We start from the raw sequence: 23,502 nt of genomic DNA, 5'->3' as shown, positions 1-23,502 counted from the left end.
TCACTCACTCAGCTGGTCGGGCCCGGCGGACGGGCGGGCGGCGGGGCGGAGGGTGGGGCTGTCGACGGGGGCGGCGGGGCGGTCGGTGGGGGTGGTGTGGGTGGTGTGGGTGGTGTGGGTGGTGTGGGTGGTGTGATCCGGATGGTCGGCCCGGGGTCGGCGGCCCGGACGGTCGAAGTGCTCCAGGCTCTCGAACGGGTCGAAGTGGTCCAGCCGCTCGAGGGGGTCGGGGTGGTGAATGGTGCGGGAGCGGTCGCCGTGGTCGGCGTTGCCGGCGTGGCCGGGTCGGTCGCGGTGGTCGGCGTGGTGGGGGCGGTCTGCGTGGTCGGCCGCCGTGGGGGCCGCCGACGACAGCGAGACCGGGATCAGGCCGGTGTGGGCGGGCTCGGACAGGGGTTCGCGCGGCCCGGGAGCCGAGGGCTGGGCTCCCGGCGGCGGCTCGGCCTCGCCGGCGGGCCGGGCGTGGCGGCGGGTGCGCTCCTGGTCCTCCGCCTGGGCCTGGAGCTGGACCTGTCCCGAGCGGCCGGAGACGGTCGGCAGGGTCGGACGCGGGACCGGCTGCTCGACCACCCGGTCGGCCAGTTCGTGCAACAGGATGCCGTGCCGGTAAGCGAGTTCGCCGATCTCGGTGCGGCCGATGCCGCTCACCGCGATGCCCGTGGTGCCGTCCGGTCGCACCTCGGCACCCTGACCCAGCAACAGGTCTGCCAGCCGGGCGATCTGCGGTCCGCGGACGGCGGTCTCGCCGCCCAGCCTGGTGCGGCGGAAGTCGGTCACCGGCTGGTCTGCCACCAGCCGCCCCTGGTCCAGAGTGATCACCCGGTCGGCCAGCACCGCGGCCTCCTCCGGGCTGCGGGTGGTCACCAGGACCGTCCCGCCCGCCACGGCGAAGGAGCGCAGGAAGGAGTGGAACCACTCCATGCCGCGCGGGGACAGGCCTTCGGTGGGGGCGTCGAGCACCAGTGTCTTCGGGCTGCCGAGCAATGCGCCGGCCAACGCCAGCCGCCGGTTCATCCCCGGCGAGAAGGAGCGCAGCCGCTGATCGGCGACGGTGACCAGCCGGGTCTGTTCCAGCAGATCCTCCGCCCGGCGGGCCGGCACCCCGATCGCGGCGGCGAGCATCAGGAGATGGCTGTGCGCCCGCCGGCCGGGGTGGCCGGCGGGTGGGAACTGCCGGGATCCGCCGGGGCCGCCGCCGGCGAACAGGACCCCGACCTCGCGCTCCGGTCGGCGCAGCGCGCGGTAGGTGCGGCCGCCGAAGAGGGCGACGCCCTGGCCGCGTTCGAGCTCCACCATCAGCCGGAGCGCGGTGGTCTTGCCCGAGTCCGCGGCCCCGAGCAGGGCGGTGACGACACCGGGCCGGGCGTCGAAGGTGAGGTCGAGCAGGGCGGGCGGGCGTCCGCGCCGGTAGACCTTGGTCAAGCCGGTGGTCTGGATCATCGCTGGTGCTCCCATGTCCTCGTCCGACCGGGTCTGCGAGGCACCGGGGGCGTCCCCGTGTGCCTGCGCGAGCACACTAGGACGCGATCGTGCCGAAACCGGGCATTACGGATGTGTGGGAGACGGCGTGGCCCGGCAGCTCACTCGATCAGGGGACCGGCCGGCCGCCCGGAGGGCGGCACCCGCCCGCCGGGTGGCGGTCAGGCTTCCGGGCGCAGCATCGGCGGGTTGAGGACGGTGGCGCCCCCGGCGGTGAAGAGCTGGGCCGGGCGGCCGCCCTGACGGGTCGTGGTGCCTCCCGACGGCAGCAGGAAGCCCGGGGTGCCGGTCACCTTGCGGTGGAAGTTCCGCGGGTCCAGGGTGACGCCCCAGACCGCCTCGTACACCCGGCGGAGCTCGCCCACGGTGAACTCCGGCGGGCAGAAGGCGGTGGCCAGCGAGGAGTACTCGATCTTGGAGCGGGCTCGCTCGACGCCGTCCGCCAGGATCTGGCCGTGGTCGAAGGCCAGCGGGACGCCGTCGGTCGGGGTCTGGCCGAGCAGGTCGCCGACCGGCGCCCACCGTGCGCCGCTGGCGTCACCTCCGGGGCGCGGGGTCGGCAGGTCGGGCGCCAGCACCAGGTGGGCGACGCTGACAACCCGCATCCGCGGGTCGCGCTGGGGGTGGCCGTAGGTCGCCAGCTGTTCCAGGTGTGCGCCAACCGCGGCCTGGCCGGGCGCGGAGGAGGCTCGCAGGCCGGTCTCCTCGGCCAGCTCGCGGGAGGCCGCCTCGGCCAGCCCCTCGTCGGGGCGTACGAAGCCTCCGGGCAGGGCCCAGTAGCCCTGGAAGGGCGCCTCACCTCGTTTCACCAGCAGTGCGCAGAGCGCGTGCTCGCGAACCGTCAGCACCACCAGGTCGACTGTGACTGCGAACGGGGGGAAGGCCGACGGGTCATAACGCGACATGGCGACGATGATAGTCGTCTCTTTGACGATAAGCACAGAGCGCCGCAGCCCGGGCCTCGAATCCCCGCTCCCCGGCGGGTCACCGAGGCGCGCCTCCGTGCACCCGTGTGCCCGCGTGCCCGCGTGCCCGCGTGGCCCCTGCGCCTCCGGGCCTCCGGGCCTCCGGGCTCAGCCGGCGCCGAGCTGGAGCTCCGTCGACGCCTCTTCCACCACGGCCACACCGATCCGGCTCACCCGGACCGAGAAGGGCTCGTTCGCCACCCGGAGGCCGGTGAGCTGGAGCATCCCCAGCGGCGCGGTGCTGGCCGGTCGGACCGCCACCCGCCCGGCCGGGACGTCGGGGCGGACGCCGGCGAGCGAGAGCACGAGGTGCACAGCGGCAGCGGCGGCGACCGCGGCCGGGCGGCAGGCCGCCGGGTGCGGCGCAGGCGGGCAGTCGGCCACCCGTTGCTCACCCGCGTACATCTCGGGGAGCCTGCCCTCGAAGTGGCGGGCGGCGTCCAGCAGGCCCTCCAGCAGGACTCCGGCCTCGCGCTCGAAGCCGGCCTCCGCGAGGCCGGACACCGCGAGCACCGTCTCGTGGACGCGGACCGCGCCACTGCGGTGGCCGAGCGGGTTGAACCGCGGGGACTTGGCGCTCAACGTTCGCAACCCCCAGCCTGTGTCCAGCTCCGGGGAGGCCAGCCGCTGGGCCAGGACGCGGGTCTGCTCGCGGTCGAGCAGACCTTCGTGGAGCTCGCCCTCACCGGCCAGGCCGCGGTCGAGCAGGTGGACGAAGGAGGCGGCGACGGCCGGCACCGTCCGGCCGCCGGCCAGCATGGCCGCGGCCGGACGCCCACCTGACAGGTCGTCGATCCAGAACTGCTCCCGGAATCGCTCCCGCAGACGGGCCGCCCAGGCGCGCCACTCCTCGGCGCCGGGGCGGCCGAAGGCGGCGAGCAGGTCGGCGCCGTGCAGGGCGGCCCGGTGCGCCTGGGCCTGCACCTCGCACCTGGCGGCCGCCGGGCGGGTGGCGCGGTCCTCCGCGGTACGGCCCAGGTCCGTGACGAACCCCTCGGGGCCGTCCTCGCCGTCCCCGAGGGCGCCGCGCAGGGCTCCGAGGGCCCGCTCCGCGGCGGGCAGCAGCTCAGCCACCTCCTGGCGCGGAAGGCCCCAGCGCCAGGCCTCGGCCAGCAGGGTGACGAACAGCAGGGTGGCCTCGGTCGCCGTGCAGGAGGGCGGCAGCTCGGGCCCGGCGTGTCGGAGCGGGCCGGGGATCAGCCCGTCCAAACGGCCGCCCGAGCCGACCTCCGCCGAGCCTGCGGAATTCACGCCGTCGGCGCTGGCCGGTGCGGCCGCGGACGTCGCCCCGACGGACTGCGGTGCGGCCGGGCCACCGGGGCCCGGTGCACCGCCCACGTGCTGGCGCCTGGCGAGGGCCCGCAGGGTGCCCGCGGCCAGCCGGGTGCCCAGCGGCAGGGTCAGCCTTGCGGCCCAGATCGCGTCGGCCGGGGTCATGCCGAAGCGCCACGGCGCGCCGGAGGCGGCGTACAGGTCGGTCGGCCGGTCCGGGTCGGCGATCAGCAGGCCGCCCAGGGTGTCCAGCGAACGTACGACCAGTTGCACGGCGCGGGGGTCGTCGCTGCGCACCTCTGGTTCGGCCCAGGGCAGCGGCACGCCGGCCCCGCGGCCGGTCGGCGGGCGGACGGCCGCCGACGCCGACTCCAGCTCCGCACACAGTTCGACGGACCAGCGCGCCCCGGCCTGGACCTCCAAGTCCCAGCGGAGCACGCCGGCCCCGGCCAGGACGGCATGCGGGGAGGGCTGGGCGGACACCGTCGCGCTGCGGCCGTGGCCCGCCCAGCGCAGGCCTGCGGACTGCACCTGCCCCGGAAGGTCCGCCGAGCGGCGGCCGGCCGCGATGTCGGTGAGCAGACCGAGGTCGGTACCGAGCGCGATCTCCAACGGCAGGCGGGCCGGGCGGGCACCGGTGTTGCGGACGGTGATGCTCTCCGTCCCGTCGGCGTGCCGCAGCCGCTCCACGGTCAGCGCCGGGTCGGGATCGGGATCGCCGGGGAGGCGGACCGCGCCGAGGAAGCGCGCGGCGGCGGCCGAGGTGAGCGTGCCCTGGAGCGGCATCGGCTCCATGCCGCCGACTCGGACCTCCATCCGGGCGAGCGTGCGGACCCCGGCCCGGAAGAACCCGTGCAGGCCGTGGCCGCGGAGCTGGCCGTCGATGCCCGAGGAGGCCATCGCGGGCGCGTTGACGCACAGGACGGCGTCGTGGGTCGAGACCTGCTGGGGCCTGGGCGGCGGGCCCGGCTGGCGGGGAGGAGCGGCGGCCGGGTGGTCGGGCCGGGGCCGCGGCGAGGCGGTCGCCGGATGGCCGGGGGGCTGATGGCCGGACGGCGGGTACGGGGGCGATGGGCTGCCGGCCGGCCCGGAGCCTGCGGGCTGGACGCCCGGCGGCGGAGGTGTCGCCCGAGGCTGCTGGTGCGGCCAGGCGGCCGGTGCCGCAGGTGGCACCGCGCTCGGCCCGACCTGCGGCCCTGCCTGTGCCGGCCTCATGGTGCTCACCGGGCTCTCCTCCCCTTGCTCGACCGGTCTGTTCGTTCTCGTCGTCCCCCGGCCCCGAGCCGTGTCGGCTCGCGATCGGTACTGCCCTGCTGCCCCTGCGGCTGTACCGGTGCAGGCTCCGGCCGTCGAACCGTGGCCGTCCCGGAGAGTACAGCTCCCGGCACGGTCCGTGTGGCCCATGACCGTCGTGGGGCGCTGGGCCACGGCTCCGCCGCCGCCGTGCGGCGGTAGGAGCATCGGTCGCGGTTCGGCTTCGGTGGCATCCCGCAGAGTGAACGCACCGCACCTGCCCCAGGTCACGCCGGTCCGGTGTCCCCCTGCCCGGCGGCCGCGCGCACCTCGGACCCCACCCGATCGCCGATGGCACCGGGCGTCATTGCCCGGAATCACGCGGCTCCGGGCGCCTCGGGCCGTGACCCGGCCGCGGCTACCCGTGTGCGCCGCCAGGATACGGTGCGTGGGCACCGGCGCCCGCATCGGAGACCCCGGCGGAGGCTGCCGAACCAAGCCTGTGACCAGCACGGACCGAGGAGTTGCATGTCCACCACCAGCCGGCTGCCCGGAATCGTCACCACCGATCACGTCTTCCGGGTGCCGCTCGACCACCGGCGGCCCGAAGGCGAGCGGATCGAGGTGTACGCCCGAGAGGTGGCAGCCGCAGGCCGTGAGCACGACGATCTGCCGTGGCTGCTGTTCCTCCAGGGCGGCCCCGGCGGCAAGGCCGGGCGGCCCCTCGGCCGGGACGGCTGGCTGGCCCGGGCGCTGGACGGGTACCGGGTGCTGCTGCTCGACCAGCGCGGCACCGGCCGCTCCACCCCCGCGGGGCGCCAGACACTGGCGCGCCGGGGCGACGCCCGGCAGCAGGCCGACTACCTCGCGCACTTCCGCGCCGACGCGATCGTGCAGGACGCCGAACTGATCCGACGCCTGCTGCTCGGGGACGGGGGGAAGTGGAGCCTGCTCGGGCAGAGCTACGGCGGTTTCTGCACCCTGACCTACCTGTCCCTCGCGCCGCACGGCCTGCGCGAGGCGTTCGTGACGGGAGGCCTGGCCGGACTGCGGACCTCGGCCGACGACGTCTACCGCGCCGCGTACCCAAGGGTGGCGGACAAGAACGCGGCGCACTACCGCCGCTACCCGCAGGACGCCGAGACGGTCCGCCGGATCGCGGCGTACCTCACCCGGCGCCCGGCCGACCTGCCGGACGGCGGCCTGCTGACCGTCCAGGCGTTCCAGGCGCTCGGGCTGCTGCTCGGCGGCGGAGCCGGCTCGCACAGCCTGCACTACCTGCTGGAGGAGGCCTGGGTGGAGGGCGTGGACGGGCCGGAGCTCTCGGACACCTTCCTGGCCGGTGTGCAGGCGCAGGTGTCCTTCGCCACCGGGCCGCTCTACGCGCTGATGCACGAGTCGATCTACGGCCAGCGCTCGGTGGACCCGGCCGGCACGGGCTGGGCCGCGGAGCGCGTCCGCAAGGAGTTCCCCGAGTTCGACGCGGCACAGGCGCTGGCCTCGGACTCCCCGGTCCTGTTCACCGGGGAGATGATCTACCCCTGGATGTTCGAGACCGACCCGGCGCTGCGGCCGCTGCGTGAGACGGCGCAGCTGCTCGCCGAGCGCACGGACTGGCCCGACCTGTACGACCTCGATCGGCTGGCGGCCAACGAGGTGCCGGTGTTCGCCGCGGTCTACCACGACGACATGTACGTCGACACCGCGGACTCGCTGGCCACCGCGCGGGCGGTGGGCAACGTGCGCACCTGGGTGACCAACGAGTGGGAGCACGACGGCCTGCGGGTGAGTGGTGGCGCGGTGCTCGACCGGCTGATCCGGATGGCGCGCGGCGAGCTGTAGCCGCACCACCCGGCGCATGACGGGATACACCGGCGCGACCCGGCCTCGGAGCGGTCGCCGGGGCATCTCAGCCACCCACCGCGTGGTCCCGGTGACGGCGCTGCACCGGAAGGCGCAGTCGGCGCCGGGCGAGGCGCCTGCGTGGGCCCTCCGCTGCCCCGGCGGGTGGCCCGCCCTCCGCGGGCTCCGCGTCGGGGCCCTCGGCGGTCTGCTCCGGGGCGGGCCCGCCGGGGCCGGCCGCACCGCCCGCGTCCGGCGCGTCCTGTTGGGTGCCGGCGCCGTCGTCGAGGCCCGCGGTGTGGCGATCGGTGCCGCGGGGCCGGGCCTGGCGGGGCGGAGCGGGATCGGAGGCCGGCCCGGGCCGGCTCGAGGGCGGGGTGGCCCGGCCGGCCCGCTCCCTGCGGACGCTCTCCAGGAGCAGGTCGGGCAGCAGGCCGCCGTTGATCGACTCGTGGAGCAGGTGGGCCAGGGTGTAGCCCGGGTCGATGTCGAGGGCCCGGGCGAGCACGATCCGGGCGGTGGCGGTGTCCCCGGCCAACCAGGCCGTCCATGCCAGCAGGGTCATCGGTGGCGGGGCGAGGTGCTCGAACGGGGGCACGCACCGCTGGGCGAGATAGCGCCACAGCCGCTGCGCGGCGACCAGTTCGTCCGGTTCGCTGTACTCGGCGGCGCGATCGCGCCCGAGCTTGTCCTGCAGGCCGATCAGCAGGCGGGCCACCCGGTCGGCATCGAGCGCCCTGGCTCCGGCCCGGAACTCGGTGACCGCGCCGGCGAGCATCCGGGCCGTCCGGTCGACCGCTCCGGCCCGGCCGCCGGGCCCGGCCAGCTCGCGGATGAAAGGCGCCCCCGCCTGCTCGATGGCCTCCCGCAGCGTCAGCGCCTCGGGCGGCCCGACCGGGGCGAGGCCTGCCGTGATCGTCTTTCGGCTGCCGCGCGGTGCGAGCCCGGCGAAGGTGGCCGCCGCGGCCAGCGGGCCGGGACCGTCCGCGGATCGGATCGGGGTACCTCCCGGGTCACAGCAGTCGGCCCCGGTGCACAGGAAGGACCACCAGCTGCCGCCGGAGACGCACAGCGACTCCTTGACGCCGACGCCCTCCCGCTCGAAGGCCGCGGCCAGCGCGGCGGAGAGCGGCCCGAGGCCGGCGAGTACGCGACGCGCCGAACCGGCACCCGGAGCAGGGTCCCGGCAGAGGTAGACCAGCACCTGGGCCGGACGCTCGTAACGCTGCTCGGAGAGCTCGACCAGCAGCCGCGCCGTGTCGCCTGCGACCCGCGGCCAGACAGCGGGGTCGTCGGGGATGTCCACGCGGATGACTCCTCCCTGCTGAAGCTCGGGGCCCTGCAGCCCGACGACCACGATGCTGTCGTCGGGGAAGAAGCCGAGCAGGTACGGGAGCATCTCTGCCATGTCGGCCGGTCCGCGCATTCTGACCGGCAGCTGCCCGGGGAGCGGACCGGGCCCGAAGCCGGGCAGCGGACCGGGCACGGGGCCGGGCATCGGTTCAGGCGCAGGGCCGGGCAGGGGACCGAGGTCGGGGTTCGTTTCACCGCGTTCGTCGTTCATGACGGGAAGCCTGCCGCAGCCGCGCCCGGCTGCCGGAAAGCTCTGTTTTCCTGTGGATAAGTCGGGGGGTCCAGCATTTGGTCACTCGTTCGGGGGACCAACACGCGGCTGCGCACGATGTTCTGTCGATCCCTCAGCTGCTCCTGCGGCCGCCTGTTTCGGCCCAGCGCCCCCGACTCCCGGCCGTCGCCGTTCGTCGCCGTTCGTCGATTGTCCGCGGCACGCTGTATTGATTGAGGCATGGACGAGCCGACTCCGCACCACCCCACCGACACTCCAGACCGCGCCGCCGTGCGGATGCGGGCCGAGGCGGTGCTGCGTGAGCTGGCAGGCCCGTCCGCGGTCCTGCGGGAGGACCAGTGGTCGGCCATCGAGGCGTTGGTCGTCGACGGGCGGCGCGCCCTGGTCGTGCAGCGCACCGGCTGGGGCAAGTCGGCGGTGTACTTCATCGCGACCGCGCTGCTCCGCGCCCGCGGTTCCGGCCCGACGGTGATCGTCTCCCCACTGCTGGCACTGATGCGGAACCAGGTGGACTCCGCCGCCCGCGCCGGGATCCACGCCCGCACCATCAACTCCGCCAACCCCGAGGAGTGGGACGGCATCCAGGCGGAGGTGGCGGCCGGCGCCGTCGACGTCCTCCTGGTCAGCCCGGAACGCCTCAACAACCCGGACTTCCGTGACCAGGTGCTCCCGAAGCTCGCCGCCTCCACCGGTCTCCTGGTGGTCGACGAGGCGCACTGCATCTCCGACTGGGGCCACGACTTCCGCCCGGACTACCGCCGGCTGCGGACGATGCTGGCCGATCTGCCGCCGGGTGTGCCCGTCCTGGCCACCACCGCCACGGCCAACGCCCGGGTCACCGCCGACGTGGCCGAGCAGCTCGGCACCGGCGGGACCGACGAGCGAGCCCTGGTGCTCCGCGGCCCCCTGGACCGGGAGAGCCTGAGCCTCGGCGTCCTGGCCCTGCCTGACCCGGCACACCGGCTGGCCTGGCTCGCCGAGCACCTCGCCGAACTCCCCGGCTCCGGCATCATCTACACCCTCACGGTGGCCGCCGCCGAGGAGATCACCGCATTCCTGGGCGAGCGCGGCTACCCGGTGGCCTCCTACTCCGGCCGGACGGAGGACGCCGACCGCCGCAGCGCGGAGGCGGATCTGCTGGCCAACCGGGTCAAGGCGCTGGTCGCCACCTCGGCCCTCGGGATGGGCTTCGACAAGCCGGATCTCGGCTTCGTCGTGCACCTGGGCTCGCCGGGCTCCCCCATCGCGTACTACCAGCAGGTGGGCCGGGCCGGGCGCGGGGTCGACCGGGCCGAGGTCCTGCTGCTGCCGGGCCGGGAGGACGAGGCGATCTGGCGGTACTTCGCCTCACTCGGCTTCCCGCCCGAGGAGCAGGTCCGACGGACGCTCGACGCGCTCGCCGAAGCCGGCCGGCCGCTGTCCACCGCCGCGTTGGAGCCGCGGGTCGACCTCCGTCGGGCCCGTCTGGAGACCATGCTCAAGGTGCTGGACGTGGACGGCGCGGTGCGCCGGGTCCGCGGCGGGTGGACGTCGACCGGGGAGCCCTGGGCCTACGACGCCGCCCGCTACGCCAAGGTCGCCGAGTCCCGGGAGGCCGAGCAGCGCGCGATGCGCGAGTACGCGACCACCGCGGGGTGCCGGATGGAGTTCCTCCGCCGCCAGCTGGACGACCCGGAGGCAGTCCCGTGCGGCCGCTGCGACAACTGCGCCGGCCCGCGCCACGGCGTCGAGGTGTCCGAGGAGGCACTCGCCGCGGCCCGGGCCGCGCTGGGCCGTCCCGGGGTCTCGTTCGAGCCGAGGCGGCAGTGGCCGACGGGCATGGAGGCCATCGGGGTCTCGCTCAAGGGCCGGATCCCGGCCGGCGAGCAGGCCGAGACCGGCCGGGCCCTGGGCCGGCTCTCCGACATCGGCTGGGGCACCCGGTTGCGGGCACTGCTCGCCGACCAGGCTCCGGACGGGCCCGTGCCCGCCGAGGTGCTGGACGCGATGGTCAGCGTGCTGGCGGACTGGGCGCGCGGCCCGGGCGGCTGGGCCGGTCCGCCCGCGGCCGACGGCGCCCGGCCGGCCCGGCCGGTGGGTGTGGTGACCATGGCCTCGGCCACCAGGCCCGCCCTGATCGGCAGCCTGGGCGAGCGGCTGGCGGCGGTCGGGCGGCTGCCGCTGCTCGGCCGGATCGAGTACGCGACCGGGGAGCCGCCGCACGGGCCGCGCAGCAACAGCGCGCAGCGGCTGCACTCGTTGTCGGGGACCCTCGTGGTGCCGCCCGCGCTGCGCGCCGCGCTCGCCGAGGCTCCCGGGCCGGTGCTGCTGGTCGACGACCTGGTGGATTCCGGCTGGACTGTCACGGTGGCGGCCAGGCTGCTGCGTCAGGCCGGGGCCGGAGCCGTCCTGCCGCTCGTTCTGGCCGTCCAGGGCTGAGCATCCGGGCCGGGCAGCCCGGCTTCCGGCGGCCCCGCGTCGGTCGGCCGTCTGCCGCTCCGATTGCCCCGTTCCGGCAGCGCCCGCACCGGGCTTCGGGCGGCTCGGCTCGCGGACCCGGGCGAACCGACCCGCCATCCTTCGAATGGCGCCACCCGCGGCGTGGAATATATCCGGCAGAACACTGACTTTCGGGCGGCGTCTGTCATTTCATCGTTGCCGCTCGACCCGCTCTGACATGAGAATTGGACGGTATCCATAGCCCGGTCCACGGACCAGGCCCTCGGCGTACGCCCGCACCAGCGCGCCTGCGGGCCCGGGAAGGAGGATCGTGATCAACGGTATCGACCGAGGTCAGACCCCCTGCGATGGCGCGCGGACGATCGATCTGGCGACCTGGACCGGGTCTGATGTCCCCTTGCTGAGAGCACCACGCGAGTTTGTCACCGAGCTGCACGGCCGGCACCTCCCCCAGCCGGGCACCAACGTGCTCGCCGTGCTCGACCCCCTGCACCGGGTGGTCGCCTCCGCCTCGTTCACCGGCCGACCGCACGCCACGGACGGTTGGCACCACCGCAACACGATCCTGGCCCAGCTCCGCCGCATCACCTCGCACGATCTGCGGCTCACCGTGCCGACCCGGACCGCCGTCCTGCTGCGCTGCCGCGAGGGCGGACCGGACTGGACGGAGCAGGACGGCGCCTGGATGTGGGCGCTGCGGGACGCGGCGGCCCTGCACGGACTGCGCTGCGGGTCCTACCTCACCCTGACGCCAGCTGGCTGGCTTTCCCTCGGGGACGGGCACCATGGGCACACCCCGCACTCGGGATCCTGGACGGACGGCCCGGTCCACACCGTCAGGGAATTGCCTGAGCGGGTCTCTCCGGGGTCGGCGGCCCGCTGCCGGCCGGTACCGGTCGGGTCACCGGGACACGTGGGACAGGGCGGCCGACTGGCCCAGGTGAGCCGGCTTGCACAGGGCGAGGAGCCGCAGACCCGCGAGCTCCAGGACGAAGGTCGGCACGAGCACCCTCCGCGCGAGCTGCACGCCCGTGAGCTGCGCGCCCACGACCTGGGGCAGCTGGCCTCGACGGCGCCGCTCTCCCCGGGCGACGCCGCGGTCCGGCGCGCCGCCGCCCGCTGAACGCGGGGACGCCGCACTCGGCCGACCCGAGCACTCCGGTCGACGCGACGCCTCGGTCGCCGGGACACCACACGGCGTCCCGGCGACGGAGCCGTCAGGCCGGTACCCGGCCGCCCGGCCGCCCCAGCACCGGCGCGACCGCCGCGGCGTCGCCGCAGACGACCAGCAGCGCCGCTGCATGGCCGAGCGCCTTCCGGGCCGCCTGGTGGACCCGGCCGGGCCGGGTGTCGTTGACGACCAGGACCACGACCTCGCGCCGCATCGGCCGGGTGGCGTGGGCATCCGCGTAGAAGACGTCGCCGCCCTCCGCCAGTTGGGCCCAGTACGCCGCCTCGCCGAACGAGCGCTCGTGGCGCTGCCAGGGATGGGCATCGCCCGCGGTCAGGACCAGGATCTCGCCGGGGCTCCGTCCGGCCTCCAGCAGCGCGTCCACCGCTTCGTCGGCACGCTCCAGCGCCCGCCGCGGGTCTGCGGCGATCAGCTGCACGGCGGGCGCCGCCGACGCCGCGGGAGGCCCGGCAGCGCCGGGCTTGGGGATCAGGGCGCTCCGGGCCGGAGGTCCGGGCCTCGGCGGTGCCGGGCGCGGCGGCGGGCCGGGCCGGGCCGCGGCGGGTACTCGGGAGGCGGAAGCATCCGGCTTGCGGGGGGAGGGAACGCCGGGGCCCGGGACACTCTCGTGAGTCCCCGGCTCCTCGGGAAAGACTGGCATACCCGGATATCTATCAAACGACGGTCGGACACGCACAGGCGCCCCCATGGTTTGGACACCTCGCTCCGACGGTCCACACCCGTCCGATTCTGACGATTCATCGCCAAATCGGGCGTCAGAAGCCCAAGGAGAGCTGCTCGTCCTGTGGCTCGCCCAGCCGGCCGCGTTTGAGGTGCCGCCAGCGGGGCAGCGCGTCGAGGTACGCCCACGAGAGCCGGTGGTGCCCGGTCGGCCCGTACTCCTCCAGGGCCGCCCGGTGCACCGGCGAGGGGTAGCCCGCGTTGTCCCCGAAGGCATAGGCGGGGAGGTCGGCGCCCAATTCGGCCATCAGCCCGTCCCGCTGGACCTTCGCCAGCACGGAGGCGGCCGACACGCAGACGCAGGACTGGTCCCCCTTGATCACCGTCCGGACCTGCCAGGGGCCGCCGAGGTAGTCGTGCTTGCCGTCGAGGATGATCGCGTCCGGTTGGACCGGGAGCGCCTCCAGAGCCCGCACGGCGGCCAGGCGCAGGGCGGCGGTCATGCCGAGTTCGTCGCACTCCAGCGGTGAGGCCTGGCCGATGGCGTAGGCGAGGACCCAGTCCGCCAGCACCGGCGCGAGGGCGGTGCGGCGCTTCTCGGTGAGCAGCTTCGAGTCGGTGAGGCCGTCCGGAGGGCGGCGAAGGCCGGTCACCGCGGCGCCGACCGTCACCGGACCGGCCCAGGCGCCGCGCCCGACCTCGTCCAGGCCGACCACGGTGCGGGCGCCGGCCCGGCGCAGCGAGCGCTCCACCGAGTGGGTCGGGGGGTCGTAGGGCATCGGTTCGGTCCGTTCGGCTGTGGTCTGGCAGCTTCCAGCCTACGGCCTGATCCGGCCCCGCCCGCGCCCACCCGCCCCCCCCCCCGGTCGGACCGTCCGGACCGACAGGGCCGGCCGCACCAGGGCAGCGGCCAGAGCCAGCAGGTCGGCCCCGGCGGTCAGGGCCGGACCATCGGCAACAGGACCTGCTCCGCCAGCTCTCGGCAGAACTCGGTGTCCAACGGGCCGTCCCAGACCTTCGCGCGGTAGAGCAGCATCGCCGGGGCCACATCGGCGACCAGGGAGGTGGCGGCGCCGCGCCGGACGTCACCGCGTTCCTCGCCGCGGCGGAGGATGGCGAGCATGGCTTCGGTGACCGGCTCGATCACCCGGCTCAGCACGAACCCCTTGAACGGGACGACCTGTTCGTGGTCGAGCTCGGCCATCAGCGCCCGGACCGCCGTACCGGCCCGGGAGTTCATCATCTCCCCCAGATACGCCGTGAGCTGGACCAACTCGTCCCGCACGGACCCGAGGTCGGGGATGTCCGTAGGGGGTGGGAGAGTTGAGCCCAGGGCGTCCACGACCAAATCGGCCTTGGAGGCCCAGCGCCGGTACAGCGCGGCCTTGCCGGTGTGCGCCGCACCGGCCACCCCCTCCATCGTCATCCGCGCGAACCCACCGGAGGTGAGCTGATCGAGAGCCGCATCGAAGATCGCCACTTCCAGCGCCCGGCCGCGCCTGCGCGCGGCCGGGGCCGCGACGCCCGGACCGACCCCGGCCGCGACCTGGGGTGGAGCGGACCTGAGGGTGGCCACCACGAGGTCGACCGCGCCCGGACCGGCAGGCACGGCTTCCCTGCCGGTCGGCACCCGGGGAGCCGCGCGGTGCGCGGGCGGAACCTCGGGTGCGACGGGCTCCGGCCGGCGATCAGTCTGATTCATCGTCACCAATCCTAGAGAACGCTTGCGTTCACAATAGTCGACCGGCTATCGTCACGCTAGTGAACGGATCCGTTCACTGAAGCAGCATCAGGCCGCCCGCGTGCGGTCGGCCACGGATCGACTCGGCATCGAGCACTCATCGAACAACCGTAGCCAGCAGGGGGAATGCAATGGCTGTATCGGAAACGCTCAGCAAGTCCGCTCCACCAGAAGTCGGCCAAGGCCGGAGCAAGGGCCTCGCCCTGACGGTCATCGCGGCCACGCAGCTGATGGTCGTCCTCGACGCCACCATCGTGAACATCGCGCTCCCGCACATCAAGACCGCCCTCGGCTTCTCCGACACCAGCCTGTCCTGGGTGATCAACGCCTACACCCTCGCCTTCGGCGGCCTGCTGCTGCTCGGAGGCCGGATCGGTGACATCCTCGGCCGGCGCCGGGTCTTCGTCGTCGGCGTCCTGCTGTTCGGGCTGGCCTCCCTGATCGGCGGAATCGCGCAGGACGCCGGCATGCTGCTGGCCGCACGGGGGCTGCAGGGCATCGGCGGCGCGATCTGCTCGCCCACCGCGTTCGCGCTGATCGCCACCAATTTCCAGGAGGGACCGGAACGCAACCGCGCCTTCGGTGTGTTCTCCGCGGTCGCGGGTTCCGGCGCGGCGATCGGCCTGCTGGCCGGCGGCGCGCTCACCGAGTACCTCAACTGGCGCTGGGTGTTCTTCGTGAATGTGCCGATCGCCGTCCTGATCGCCGTCGCGGCGCCGCGGTTCATCAGCGAGTCGGAGCGTCAGGAGGGCCGCTTCGACGTGCCGGGCGCGCTGGCGTCGACGCTCGGCCTGGTCGGCCTGGTCTACGGTTTCATCCGGGCCGCCTCCGACGGTTGGAGCGACAGCGTCGCGCTGGCCTCCTTCGCGATCGGTGCGCTGCTGATCGTGGCGTTCGTGGTGATCGAGCGACGGACGGCCCAGCCGATCACCCCGCTCCACCTGTTCCGCAACCGGAACCGCACAGGCGGTCTGATCATGATGCTCTGCCTGGCCGCGGCCATGTTCGGCATCTTCTTCTACATCACCATCTTCGCGCAGACAGTGATCGGCTACAGCCCGCTCAAGGCCGGCGTGGCCTTCCTCCCGATCAGCGTGGCCATCATCGTGGCGGCTCAGTTGGCGTCCGCCTTTCAGGCCAGGTACGGCCCGAAGGTCTTCATGGCGGGCGGGGCCGTCCTGGTGGCCCTGGGCCTCATCTGGCTGACGCAGCTCAAGGCCGACAGCAGCTACCTCTCCGGGGTGCTCGGCCCAACGGTCGTCTTCGGCTTCGGCATGGGTCTGATCTTCGTGCCGGTGATGCTGCTCTCGGTGGCCGGAGTCTCGGACCATGAGACCGGAGCCGCCTCCGGCCTGCTCAACTCGACGCAGCAGATCGGCGGCGCACTCGGCCTCTCGATCCTCACCACGGTGTTCAGCACCGCGGCAAAGGACGAGGTCAAGACCCAGCTCCCCGACTTCCAGGCCCACGCCACCCCGGCACAACTCGCCTCATTCAAGGGTGAGTTCCCGCTCGGCAGCCCCTGGTACAGCCAGGTGCTGGCACACGGCATCGGCCAGGCCTTCATCGTGGGCGCCGTGCTGGCAGTGGTGGCCTTGCTGGCAGCGGTCTTCGTGGTCAAGGCCAAGGCCGGCGACCTTCCCGCCGAGGGCCCTGCCGGGATGGCCATCTGACGACAGATCGGCTGCGAGGGCGCGAGCCCGCACCCGACACCGGCGGTGGACGTGCCCCCCGGCACGCCCACCGCCCCCGGCCCCAGGCGCCCCCGGCCCCCGACCTTGCGACAACGGCCTGCGGCCACAAGGGCCCAACAGGCCTCGCGGAGCTACCTCCCGTAAGGGTCCACCCGGACGCCCGCACGCCGGCACGCCGTACCCCGGTCCTTCTCCACCGGACGCTCCCGCAGGATCTCGCGGGCGCGGGCCTCGGAGAGGCTGGTCGCGTACCAGGGCGCTTCCTCCGAGAGGTCCTCCGCGATCTGCTGCAGTGCACAGGTGCGTCGGTCGCCCGAGAGGCGGTCAAGAGCGGGAACGGCGTCCGCCGACAGGTTGCGCAGGTAGTCGATGTCCACCTTGCCGGTCCGCTCGGACATGGCCACGTTCTGCTCGGCGATCCACGCGTCCGGCGAGCTCAGTCCGAGGACGGCGGTACCGATCACGGCACTCAGCACCACGGCCCGGGGCAGCCAACGCTGCGAGCCGAGCACCACCGCGACAATGATCAGCGCGAAGACCACGCCGAGCCAGAGCTCCACCGCGGCGACCGAGACCCTCAGCCGAGTGAGACCGAAGGCATCCACATAGATCTGCATGCGGTAGATCGCGGAGGCCACGACCGCCAGCGTGAGCGCACACAGGACGCTCAGCAGCACCCGGACCATCAGCCGGTCTCCCGCCGTCTCGCGAGGGGCCCAGCGCTTCGCCAGGGCCACCACCACCAGGGTCAGCACGATGACCCACAGAAGCTGCCAGAATCCCTCCCTCGCGAACTGCGACGGGATCACCCCGGGCTTGGTCCTGATCGCGTCGTCGCTGCCGATCACTGCCGCCACCTGGGTCGACACGAACACCGCGAACAGCAGGCTGAGGACGGTCATGGGCAGCGCCCACTCCACCCGGCTGCGCTGCTTGCCGGGTGCCACCGGGAACTTGTCCCAACGCCGGGGAGCTGCCGCGGTGTGCGCCGCTCCCAGGGACACCAGCAGGCCGACCAGGAAGAGCAGCACCCGCAGCGGCAGGTCCTCGGCGTCCAGACTCGGCGTCAGCCCTTCCAGCAGATCGGCCACCGTCGCGTCGGCACTGGCGAAGAGGGCGCCGAAGACCACCAGCAGACCCACCGAGACCGCCACTGCCTTCAGGACCTGCACCGCCTTCCCCCGGCCGGGGAGGTTGGCGCCGCGCAGGCCGCCCGCCGCCCAGGGCAGCGAGGTCGTCACATGCGCCCAGAACCCCACCGGGCCGAGCAGGACGCCCGACCACCGACTGCCGCCGTGCAGCGCGAGGGAGCCGGTGCCCGCCGCGACGATGATCGCCGGCGCGGTCGGCCAGCCGGCCGAGCTGATCGCGGGCACCAGCAAAAGCGCGAGCGCCCCGAGGGTCCACACCACCGTCCACGGCCGTACCCTTCGACCCGCCGACCGGGCCGACAGCGTCGCCGCGGCGGTCGCGACGACGGCGCACAGCAGCAGGTTGACGCCCAGCCCCTCACCGAGCAGGGCAGCCGAGGCCAACCCCGCACCGACACCGGCCAGGGGCACCCAGGGACCGGGCGCGGCCGCTTTCCGGGGCTGGGTCAGCTTGATCCAGGCCGGTGTGGGCGGCTGCGGGTAGGGAGGCCGATAGGGGTTGGCCGGCGCCGGTCGATAAGGATTGCCCCCCGCAGCGCCGGGTGCACCGGACGCTCCGGGCGGGACCGGCTGGCCGGGCACCCTGGGAGGTACGGCCGCACCCGGCGACGGGGACGACGGCCCGGCAGCCCCGGACGACGCAACGGACTTGGCCGACTCGGGCTGCACGACCACCCCGGACGGCTCGGACGGCTCGGTGGACTCGGAAGACCTGGCGGGCTCGGACGACTCAGCAGGCTTGGGCGGTTCGGACGCGGTGGAGATGATTCCCCCTCAGGATGACCGGGCCGCGGCAGCGCCGCCAGAAAGGGCGCTCCGCGTGCAGACGTCGCGACTCTAGGCCCGAACCGATCATTCTGAACAGGTTCAAAACCCCCGTGGGGCGGCTGTGTCGCAGAGTTGTGACACAGCCGCCCCACGGGGGTCTCAGTCAGTCAGGTCGCCGCGCCCTCAGTACGCGCCGTACAGCGAGTAGGCGAGTGAGTCCTTGACGGCCGGTCCGAAGTCCGACGGCCAGGTGCCGAACGGCACGCCGCCGCTGCTGTAGGCGCCCTGCCCGGCCGTCCCCCCGCTGTAGTTCATGTTGTTCACGGAGGAGGTGCTGCCGTTGCTGTTGTAGACCAGCCAGTAGGTGGTGTTGGCGGCCAGCGTGACGCTCACCGGGACGGTGTTCCAGGCGTTCGGCGTGAGCGCGCCGCCGACGGTGGAGATCACCAGGGTGCCCGGCGACCCGGCGTTGTCGGTGTAGACCGCCAGCTGGTACTGGTTGTTGGGGGCCGCGCTCACCGAGCCGACGTGGACGCTGAGCGAGGTCAGCGGCACCGGGGTGGCGCCGGTGGTGACCTTGCTGCCGTTCATGTGGTTGGAGTCGGTGTCGTCGATCAGGGTGCCGACCGCCGTGTTTCCGATGGTCTTCGGCGGGGCGCCGCCCGTGGTGAAGGACAGGGTGAACGGGCTCGCCAGCGGGTTGCCCGCGTTGTCCTTCACCCCCTGCACGGTGGCCGTGTAGCCGGTGGTCAGGGCCAGCGCGGCGTTCGGCGTGAAGACCGCGCCGTTGGTGGCGGAGTCGTAGGTGACCGTGCCGGCCACCGGCGTCGAGCCCGGGGTGGTCTTCAGCGTCACCGTCGAGGTGCTGACCGTCGACGGGTTCAGCGGCTCACTGAAGTTGAACCGGACCGTCGAGGAGGGAGCCACGCCGGTCGCGCCGGCCGCCGGAGTGGTCCCGGTGACGGTCGGCGCCGTGGTGTCCTGGCCGTAGGTCGCGCTGTACGAGCCGACGGCGCCGTCGAAGAAGGCGTACGAAACGCCCTTGACGGTCTCGATCCGGTAGGTGACGGCCTGGCCCTGTCGGCTGATCCCGGTCAGCGTGCCGGCCGCCGAGGTCACCGGCACCATCGCGCGCAGCCCGTTGGTCCCGCCGGTGATGTCGAACGTGAGCTTGTTGCTGCTCCAGGCCATCTTGCTGAAGGCCGAACCGTTGCGTCCGTCGAGCCAGTTCAGCATCTGGCGGCCGGACACCACCGGCGCGCCCTTGGCCTTGGCCGCCGAGATGATCGCGTCGGAGGCGGTGGACGCGGCGTAGTCGGTGTGGATGTTGGCGGTCAGCGCCGCGTAGTAGCCCTTGCTGCCGTAGGCCGCGTCCAGCAGCGTGTTGACCGTCGACGGGTAGGTCTGGCCGGACTCGTCGGTGAGCTGGGTGGTGGCCTGGTACTCGTCGATGACGCTGCCGTCGGTGTCGGCGAACTTCATGATCTGGGCGGTGCCGTTGAAGTAGCCGGCCCGGTCCTTGGTGAAGGAGGCGGGGTAGAAGTAGTAGTCCTCGTCCAGCCGGATCCCGTTGGCGAGCTTGGTCTTGGCCTGGGTCGCCCAGTCGTCCCACTCCACGCAGTGGGTGCGGCTGCTCGACGGCATCGGCAGGGTGGAGTACTTGGCCTTCCAGGCGTTCAGCTGGGTGGCGTAGACGGACTGCAGGTTGGCGGCGGTCCCCCAGGGCTTGCAGTCGGTGGTGACGTGCACGCCGACCTCGAAGCCCTCGTCGGTGTAGGCCTGGGCCTGCGCCGGGGTCATCGGGTCGTCGGTGTAGATGTACGAGGAGCCGCGGACGCACTCCCAGTTGGCCACGTTGCAGCCGGGCGGGCTCTGCGCGATGTAGCCGTCCCAGCGGCCGACGGTGCCGCCGATGCCGTGGTCGTCGCCGCTCATCACCACGACGGCCTTGACGTCCCGAGGGAAGTACCAGAACCGGGGCAGCGGCTTCTTGGCCGCGTCCATGGTGGTGATCAGGTTGGCGAGCAGCCGCTGCTGCTCGTCGGCGATCGGGATCAGGGCCTTGTCGAGGTTGTTCCAGTCCGGCTGGCCGCCGGTGCCGTAGAACATCTCGCTGGCCTCGAAGCCGTCCGTGGAGTCGCGCTGCTGGCCGGCCCAGGCGATGTTGCCCTGGCGGGTCTGGACCACGGACTTGGCCAGGTCGAAGGTGAACGCGGCGGCCCGGCCGGTGCCCACGGTGCGCAGCGTGACGGCGGGGTTGGCGGTCGCGGTGTTGGCGTCGCTGTAGAGCGTCGCCACGGCGGTGGCACCGTTCAGGGTGTAGCGGTCGGCCGCGCCGTGGAAGCCCATGGTGTCGGCGGTGAGGCCGGCGCCGGGGGCCGCCGAGGTGTCGATCTTCAGGTAGGTGTCGGCGAGGGTGTCGGGCGTCGCGGTGAGGCCGAGCAGCGGCGCGAGCTGCTTGTCCGGGCGCATCGCGATCAGCCGGCCGCCGCCGTTGGTCCAGGTGCCGAACATGCTCACCTGGGCCGGGGTCAGTGCGCTCTCGCCGAGCAGCACCACGTCGTAGGAGGCGAGGGTGGCGGCGGACACCGCGGAGAGGTCGCTGACCTTGTAGTAGTTCAGCCCCTCGGCCTTGAGGATCTCGGTGTAGTACCGGGTGTACGGGTTGGCCGGGTTGCTGACCAGCAGGATCGGCCCCTCGGCGCCGGGGCCGGCGCCGGGCGGGGTGACGGTGCCGGCGTCCGGCGTGTACGTCGCGTAGATGGAGAAGCTGACGCTGTCCGTCGAGACGGTGCCGAAGGTGGCGGGCCAGGTGCCGAAGGCGGTGCCGCCGACGCTGTAGCCGCTGGTGCCCCCGGAGGCGTACTTGAGGTTGTTGACCGCCGCGGAGCTGCCGTTGCTGTTGTAGGCGAGCCAGTACGGGGTGTTGGGTGCGAGCGTCGCCGTCAGCGCGAGGGTGTTCCAGCTGTTGGCGGTGAGGGTGCCGGCGGCGCTGCTGGCCAGCAGCGAGCCGGGCTTGCCTGAGCTGTCGGTGTAGAGGCCGACCTGGTACTGGTTGTTGGGCGCCGCGTCGACCGCGCCGGCGTAGACGCTGATGCTGCTGACCGCGCCCCCGTTCGAACCCGTGACATACCGTGAGGTATTCATGTGGTTGGAGTCGCCGGAGTCGATGGCGATGCCGACGGTGGTGGTGCCGAGCGTCGCTGTGCCGGCCGCGTGGGCGGGGGCGGCGACCAGAGCTGCGGCTGCCATCAGGGCCGCCACCAGGCCCGACGCACGTTTCCTGAACCTCACACAAGCCCCCAGATCGGATTACCACACCAGCGGCGGAATCGCCGCTACCGGTGTACCGGCTGGGAGCACGATGTGTCTTCGAAATCCCCACATTCCTGGGACAGGTCAACCCGAAATCCGGTCAGCCCTTGACGGATCCGGCCAAGAGCCCGCGGACGAAGTAGCGCTGCAGGGCGAAGAAGACGCCCAGCGGGACGATCAGCGAGAGGAACGCCCCGGCCGTCAGCAGCTCCCAGCGACCGCCGAAGGAACCCGAGAGCTGCGCCAGCCGGGCGGTCATCGGGGCGACGTCCGGGGAGCCGCCGGCGAAGGTGAGCGCGACCAGCAGGTCGTTCCAGACCCAGAGGAACTGGAAGATCGCGAAGGAGGCGAGGGCCGGTGTGCAGAGCGGCAGCACGATCGAGCGGAAGATCTTGAAGTGCGAGGCGCCGTCGACCACCGCGGCCTCCATCAGGTCCCGCGGCAGCTGGGAGATGAAGTTGTGCAGCAGGAAGGTCGCCAGCGGCAGCGCGAACATGGTGTGCGCCAGCCAGACCGGCGCGTAGGTCCCGCTCAGGTCCACGGCCGGGACGATGGTGACCCCACCCAGGTGGGCCCCGCCGGAGAACAGCTGGAGCAGCGGGATCAGTGCCATCTGCAGCGGCACCACCTGCAGCGCGAAGATCACGAAGAAGACGGTGTCACTGCCCCGGAAGCGGACCCAGGCCAGCGCGTACGCGGCCATCGAGGCCAGCACCAGGGGAAACAGGGTGGCCGGCAGGGTGATCGCCAGCGAGTTCACCAGGTACGGCATCAGGCCGCCGCTGACACCGAAGCCTCCCTCGAACAGCACCGTGTGGTAGTTGGACAGGGTCAGGTCGGGGTGGACGAACACGTCCCACCAGCCGGTCTCCGCCACGTCCCGCTTGGGCCGCAGGGAGGTGGCCAGCAGGCCGAAGGTGGGGATCGTCCAGAGCACGGTCACCACGATCACCAGCAGCGAGGCGAGCGGGCTGCTGAACGAGCGCCGGACGGCCCGGGCGCCGGTCACCCCGGTCTTCTCCCGGGCGGTCCGGGCAAGCGCGGTCTCGCTCATCGGGTCGCACGCTCCTTGCGCAGCTGGACGATGTTGTAGGCCACCAGCGGCAGCACCGCCAGGAAGAGGATCACCGCGAGCGCGCTGCCGCGGCCGTAGTTGAACTGGACGAAGGACTGCGAGTACATCTCGTTGGCGAGCACCTGGGTCCCGAAGTTGCCGCCGGTCATGGTGCGGACGATGTCGAACGCCTTGAGCGTGGTGATCATGACGGTGGTCAGCACCACCACCAGCGTGGTGCGGATCATCGGCACGGTGACGAACCAGAACAGCCGGGCGCCGCCCGCGCCGTCCAGCCGGGCGGCTTCGGTGATCTCGTCCGGGATGGCCTTGATCGCGGCGGAGAGCACCACCATCGCGAAGCCGGTCTGGACCCAGACCATGACCGCCATCAGCAGGAAGTTGTTGAGCGGCTGCGACAGGATCCAGTTCGGCGGATGCTCCCAGCCGAGGCTGACCGCCAGCTGGCTGAGGACGCCGACCTGCCGCTGGGCCGGATCACGGGCCTCGTAGACGAACTTCCAGATGATGCCGGCGCCGACCAGCGAGACCGCCATCGGCATGAAGATCAGCGACTTGTAGACCGCCTGGCCCTTCATCCGGTCCACCAGGAGCGCGAGCAGCAGGCCGAGCCCGGTGGCCGCCAGCGGGGCGACCACCAGCCAGAGCAGGGTGTTCAGCAGGACCTCGTGGACGGAGTCGGTGGTCAGCGCCCAGTCGTAGTTCTTTAGGCCGAGGAACCGGGTCGAGTCGTCGTTGCGAACGCTCAGGAAGATCGTCCGGATCAGTGGCACCACCAGGCCCACGATCAGCAGCAGCACGGCGGGGCCGAGCATCACCGCGATGGCCAGCGGCCGGGAGAACCGGCCGCCCGCCCGGCCCGCGGCGAAGAAGACGACCAGGAGGATGCCGAGGAAGCCGGCGATGGCGCCGGCGCTGTTCCCGAGCTTGACCGTCGCGTCCGTCCACGCCGAATCGGCCAGCTGGGCCGCGGCGAGGGGTGCCGTTGGCATACGAAGGTCCTTCCTCGGACTACGGGCCGGGCGGTCCCGCGGGCGGGACCGGGTGCGGCCCGGACAGCAGGGGCGACAACAGGGGCGGAGGGGAGGGGC

14 protein-coding genes and 1 pseudogene are annotated in these 23,502 nt (G+C 73.2%); 4 read left to right on the top strand and 11 right to left on the bottom strand.

All coding sequences use genetic code 11. The features are described from left to right. The 3 genes from OG871_RS25490 to OG871_RS25480 all read right to left on the bottom strand — a co-directional run bounded on the left by OG871_RS25490 (position 1) and on the right by OG871_RS25480 (position 4,616). Positions 1-1,440 carry an ATP-binding cassette domain-containing protein gene (locus OG871_RS25490; protein WP_371499615.1) on the bottom strand — a complete coding sequence of 480 codons (1,440 nt, stop codon included), beginning with the start codon at positions 1,438-1,440 and terminating at the stop codon, positions 1-3. Positions 1,441-1,640: 200 nt separating this feature from the next. Continuing rightward, positions 1,641-2,384, bottom strand: coding sequence for an NUDIX domain-containing protein (locus tag OG871_RS25485; protein ID WP_371499613.1), 744 nt, complete (start codon positions 2,382-2,384; stop codon positions 1,641-1,643). A 168-nt stretch (positions 2,385-2,552) separates the two neighbouring features. Then, complete coding sequence (locus OG871_RS25480) at positions 2,553-4,616, bottom strand: glycogen debranching N-terminal domain-containing protein (protein ID WP_371499612.1); 2,064 nt, start codon at positions 4,614-4,616, stop codon at positions 2,553-2,555. 861 nt (positions 4,617-5,477) lie between these two features. Here OG871_RS25480 and OG871_RS25475 point away from each other — a divergent pair. Continuing rightward, positions 5,478-6,791 (top strand): alpha/beta fold hydrolase, encoded by a 1,314-nt coding sequence (locus OG871_RS25475; RefSeq protein ID WP_371499610.1) that lies wholly within the window; start codon positions 5,478-5,480, stop codon positions 6,789-6,791. A gap of 67 nt (positions 6,792-6,858) precedes the next feature. Here the strand turns inward: OG871_RS25475 and OG871_RS25470 are convergent, their stop codons facing one another. Beyond that, entirely contained in the window at positions 6,859-8,199 is a 1,341-nt protein-coding gene (locus OG871_RS25470) for a DUF4192 family protein (protein ID WP_371499609.1), read from the bottom strand. Between the two features lie 453 nt (positions 8,200-8,652). Between OG871_RS25470 and OG871_RS25465 the strand changes: the two genes are divergently transcribed. Both OG871_RS25465 and OG871_RS25460 read left to right on the top strand, forming a co-directional pair. After that, on the top strand, positions 8,653-10,794 hold the full coding sequence (locus tag OG871_RS25465; protein WP_371503417.1) for a DEAD/DEAH box helicase: 2,142 nt from the start codon (positions 8,653-8,655) through the stop codon (positions 10,792-10,794). A gap of 382 nt (positions 10,795-11,176) precedes the next feature. After that, a pseudogene (locus OG871_RS25460) lies at positions 11,177-11,626 on the top strand (hypothetical protein); the annotation flags it as partial. Positions 11,627-12,032: 406 nt separating this feature from the next. On the opposite strand, the gene OG871_RS25455 reads toward OG871_RS25460, so the two are convergent. From OG871_RS25455 to OG871_RS25445, 3 genes are all read right to left on the bottom strand, one after another. Continuing rightward, on the bottom strand, positions 12,033-12,425 hold the full coding sequence (locus tag OG871_RS25455) for a hypothetical protein (protein WP_371499607.1): 393 nt from the start codon (positions 12,423-12,425) through the stop codon (positions 12,033-12,035). A 337-nt stretch (positions 12,426-12,762) separates the two neighbouring features. Next, the gene (locus OG871_RS25450) at positions 12,763-13,446 is read right to left on the bottom strand and encodes a ribonuclease HII (RefSeq protein ID WP_371499605.1); all 684 of its coding nucleotides are present in this window, start codon (positions 13,444-13,446) and stop codon (positions 12,763-12,765) included. A 158-nt stretch (positions 13,447-13,604) separates the two neighbouring features. Next, on the bottom strand, positions 13,605-14,369 hold the full coding sequence (locus OG871_RS25445) for a TetR/AcrR family transcriptional regulator (RefSeq protein WP_371499603.1): 765 nt from the start codon (positions 14,367-14,369) through the stop codon (positions 13,605-13,607). Positions 14,370-14,539: 170 nt separating this feature from the next. Between OG871_RS25445 and OG871_RS25440 the strand changes: the two genes are divergently transcribed. Next, positions 14,540-16,081, top strand: coding sequence for an MFS transporter (locus OG871_RS25440; protein WP_371499601.1), 1,542 nt, complete (start codon positions 14,540-14,542; stop codon positions 16,079-16,081). A gap of 152 nt (positions 16,082-16,233) precedes the next feature. On the opposite strand, the gene OG871_RS25435 is transcribed toward OG871_RS25440, so the two are convergent. From OG871_RS25435 to OG871_RS25420, 4 genes are all read right to left on the bottom strand, one after another. After that, positions 16,234-17,637, bottom strand: coding sequence for a DUF4153 domain-containing protein (locus tag OG871_RS25435; RefSeq protein ID WP_371499599.1), 1,404 nt, complete (start codon positions 17,635-17,637; stop codon positions 16,234-16,236). A gap of 567 nt (positions 17,638-18,204) precedes the next feature. Beyond that, positions 18,205-21,273 carry an Ig-like domain-containing protein gene (locus OG871_RS25430; RefSeq protein ID WP_371499598.1) on the bottom strand — a complete coding sequence of 1,023 codons (3,069 nt, stop codon included), beginning with the start codon at positions 21,271-21,273 and terminating at the stop codon, positions 18,205-18,207. A 163-nt stretch (positions 21,274-21,436) separates the two neighbouring features. Continuing rightward, positions 21,437-22,390 (bottom strand): carbohydrate ABC transporter permease, encoded by a 954-nt coding sequence (locus OG871_RS25425; protein ID WP_371499597.1) that lies wholly within the window; start codon positions 22,388-22,390, stop codon positions 21,437-21,439. Further along, positions 22,387-23,403 (bottom strand): carbohydrate ABC transporter permease, encoded by a 1,017-nt coding sequence (locus OG871_RS25420; RefSeq protein ID WP_371499595.1) that lies wholly within the window; start codon positions 23,401-23,403, stop codon positions 22,387-22,389. The genes OG871_RS25425 and OG871_RS25420 overlap by 4 nt, the downstream gene beginning before the upstream one ends. Positions 23,404-23,502 lie beyond the last annotated feature (99 nt).

This window comes from Kitasatospora sp. NBC_00374, from assembly GCF_041434935.1.
Lineage (GTDB): Bacteria > Actinomycetota > Actinomycetes > Streptomycetales > Streptomycetaceae > Kitasatospora.
The sequence above is the reverse complement of the archived record's forward strand: the minus strand, read 5'-3'. Positions and strand labels throughout refer to the sequence as shown.

Bases quoted from the DNA above. Each gene is read 5' to 3' on its own strand.
- OG871_RS25490 (WP_371499615.1), bottom strand. From the start codon at position 1,440: ATGATCCAGACCACCGGCTTGACCAAGGTCTACCGGCGCGGACGCCCG.
- OG871_RS25465 (WP_371503417.1), top strand. From the start codon at position 8,653: ATGCGGGCCGAGGCGGTGCTGCGTGAGCTGGCAGGCCCGTCCGCGGTC.
- OG871_RS25470 (WP_371499609.1), bottom strand. From the start codon at position 8,199: ATGGCAGAGATGCTCCCGTACCTGCTCGGCTTCTTCCCCGACGACAGC.
- OG871_RS25450 (WP_371499605.1), bottom strand. From the start codon at position 13,446: ATGCCCTACGACCCCCCGACCCACTCGGTGGAGCGCTCGCTGCGCCGG.
- OG871_RS25445 (WP_371499603.1), bottom strand. From the start codon at position 14,369: ATGAATCAGACTGATCGCCGGCCGGAGCCCGTCGCACCCGAGGTTCCG.
- OG871_RS25485 (WP_371499613.1), bottom strand. From the start codon at position 2,384: ATGTCGCGTTATGACCCGTCGGCCTTCCCCCCGTTCGCAGTCACAGTC.
- OG871_RS25480 (WP_371499612.1), bottom strand. From the start codon at position 4,616: ATGGCCTCCTCGGGCATCGACGGCCAGCTCCGCGGCCACGGCCTGCAC.
- OG871_RS25420 (WP_371499595.1), bottom strand. From the start codon at position 23,403: ATGCCAACGGCACCCCTCGCCGCGGCCCAGCTGGCCGATTCGGCGTGG.
- OG871_RS25425 (WP_371499597.1), bottom strand. From the start codon at position 22,390: ATGAGCGAGACCGCGCTTGCCCGGACCGCCCGGGAGAAGACCGGGGTG.
- OG871_RS25430 (WP_371499598.1), bottom strand. From the start codon at position 21,273: ATGGCAGCCGCAGCTCTGGTCGCCGCCCCCGCCCACGCGGCCGGCACA.
- OG871_RS25440 (WP_371499601.1), top strand. From the start codon at position 14,540: ATGGCTGTATCGGAAACGCTCAGCAAGTCCGCTCCACCAGAAGTCGGC.
- OG871_RS25475 (WP_371499610.1), top strand. From the start codon at position 5,478: ATGTCCACCACCAGCCGGCTGCCCGGAATCGTCACCACCGATCACGTC.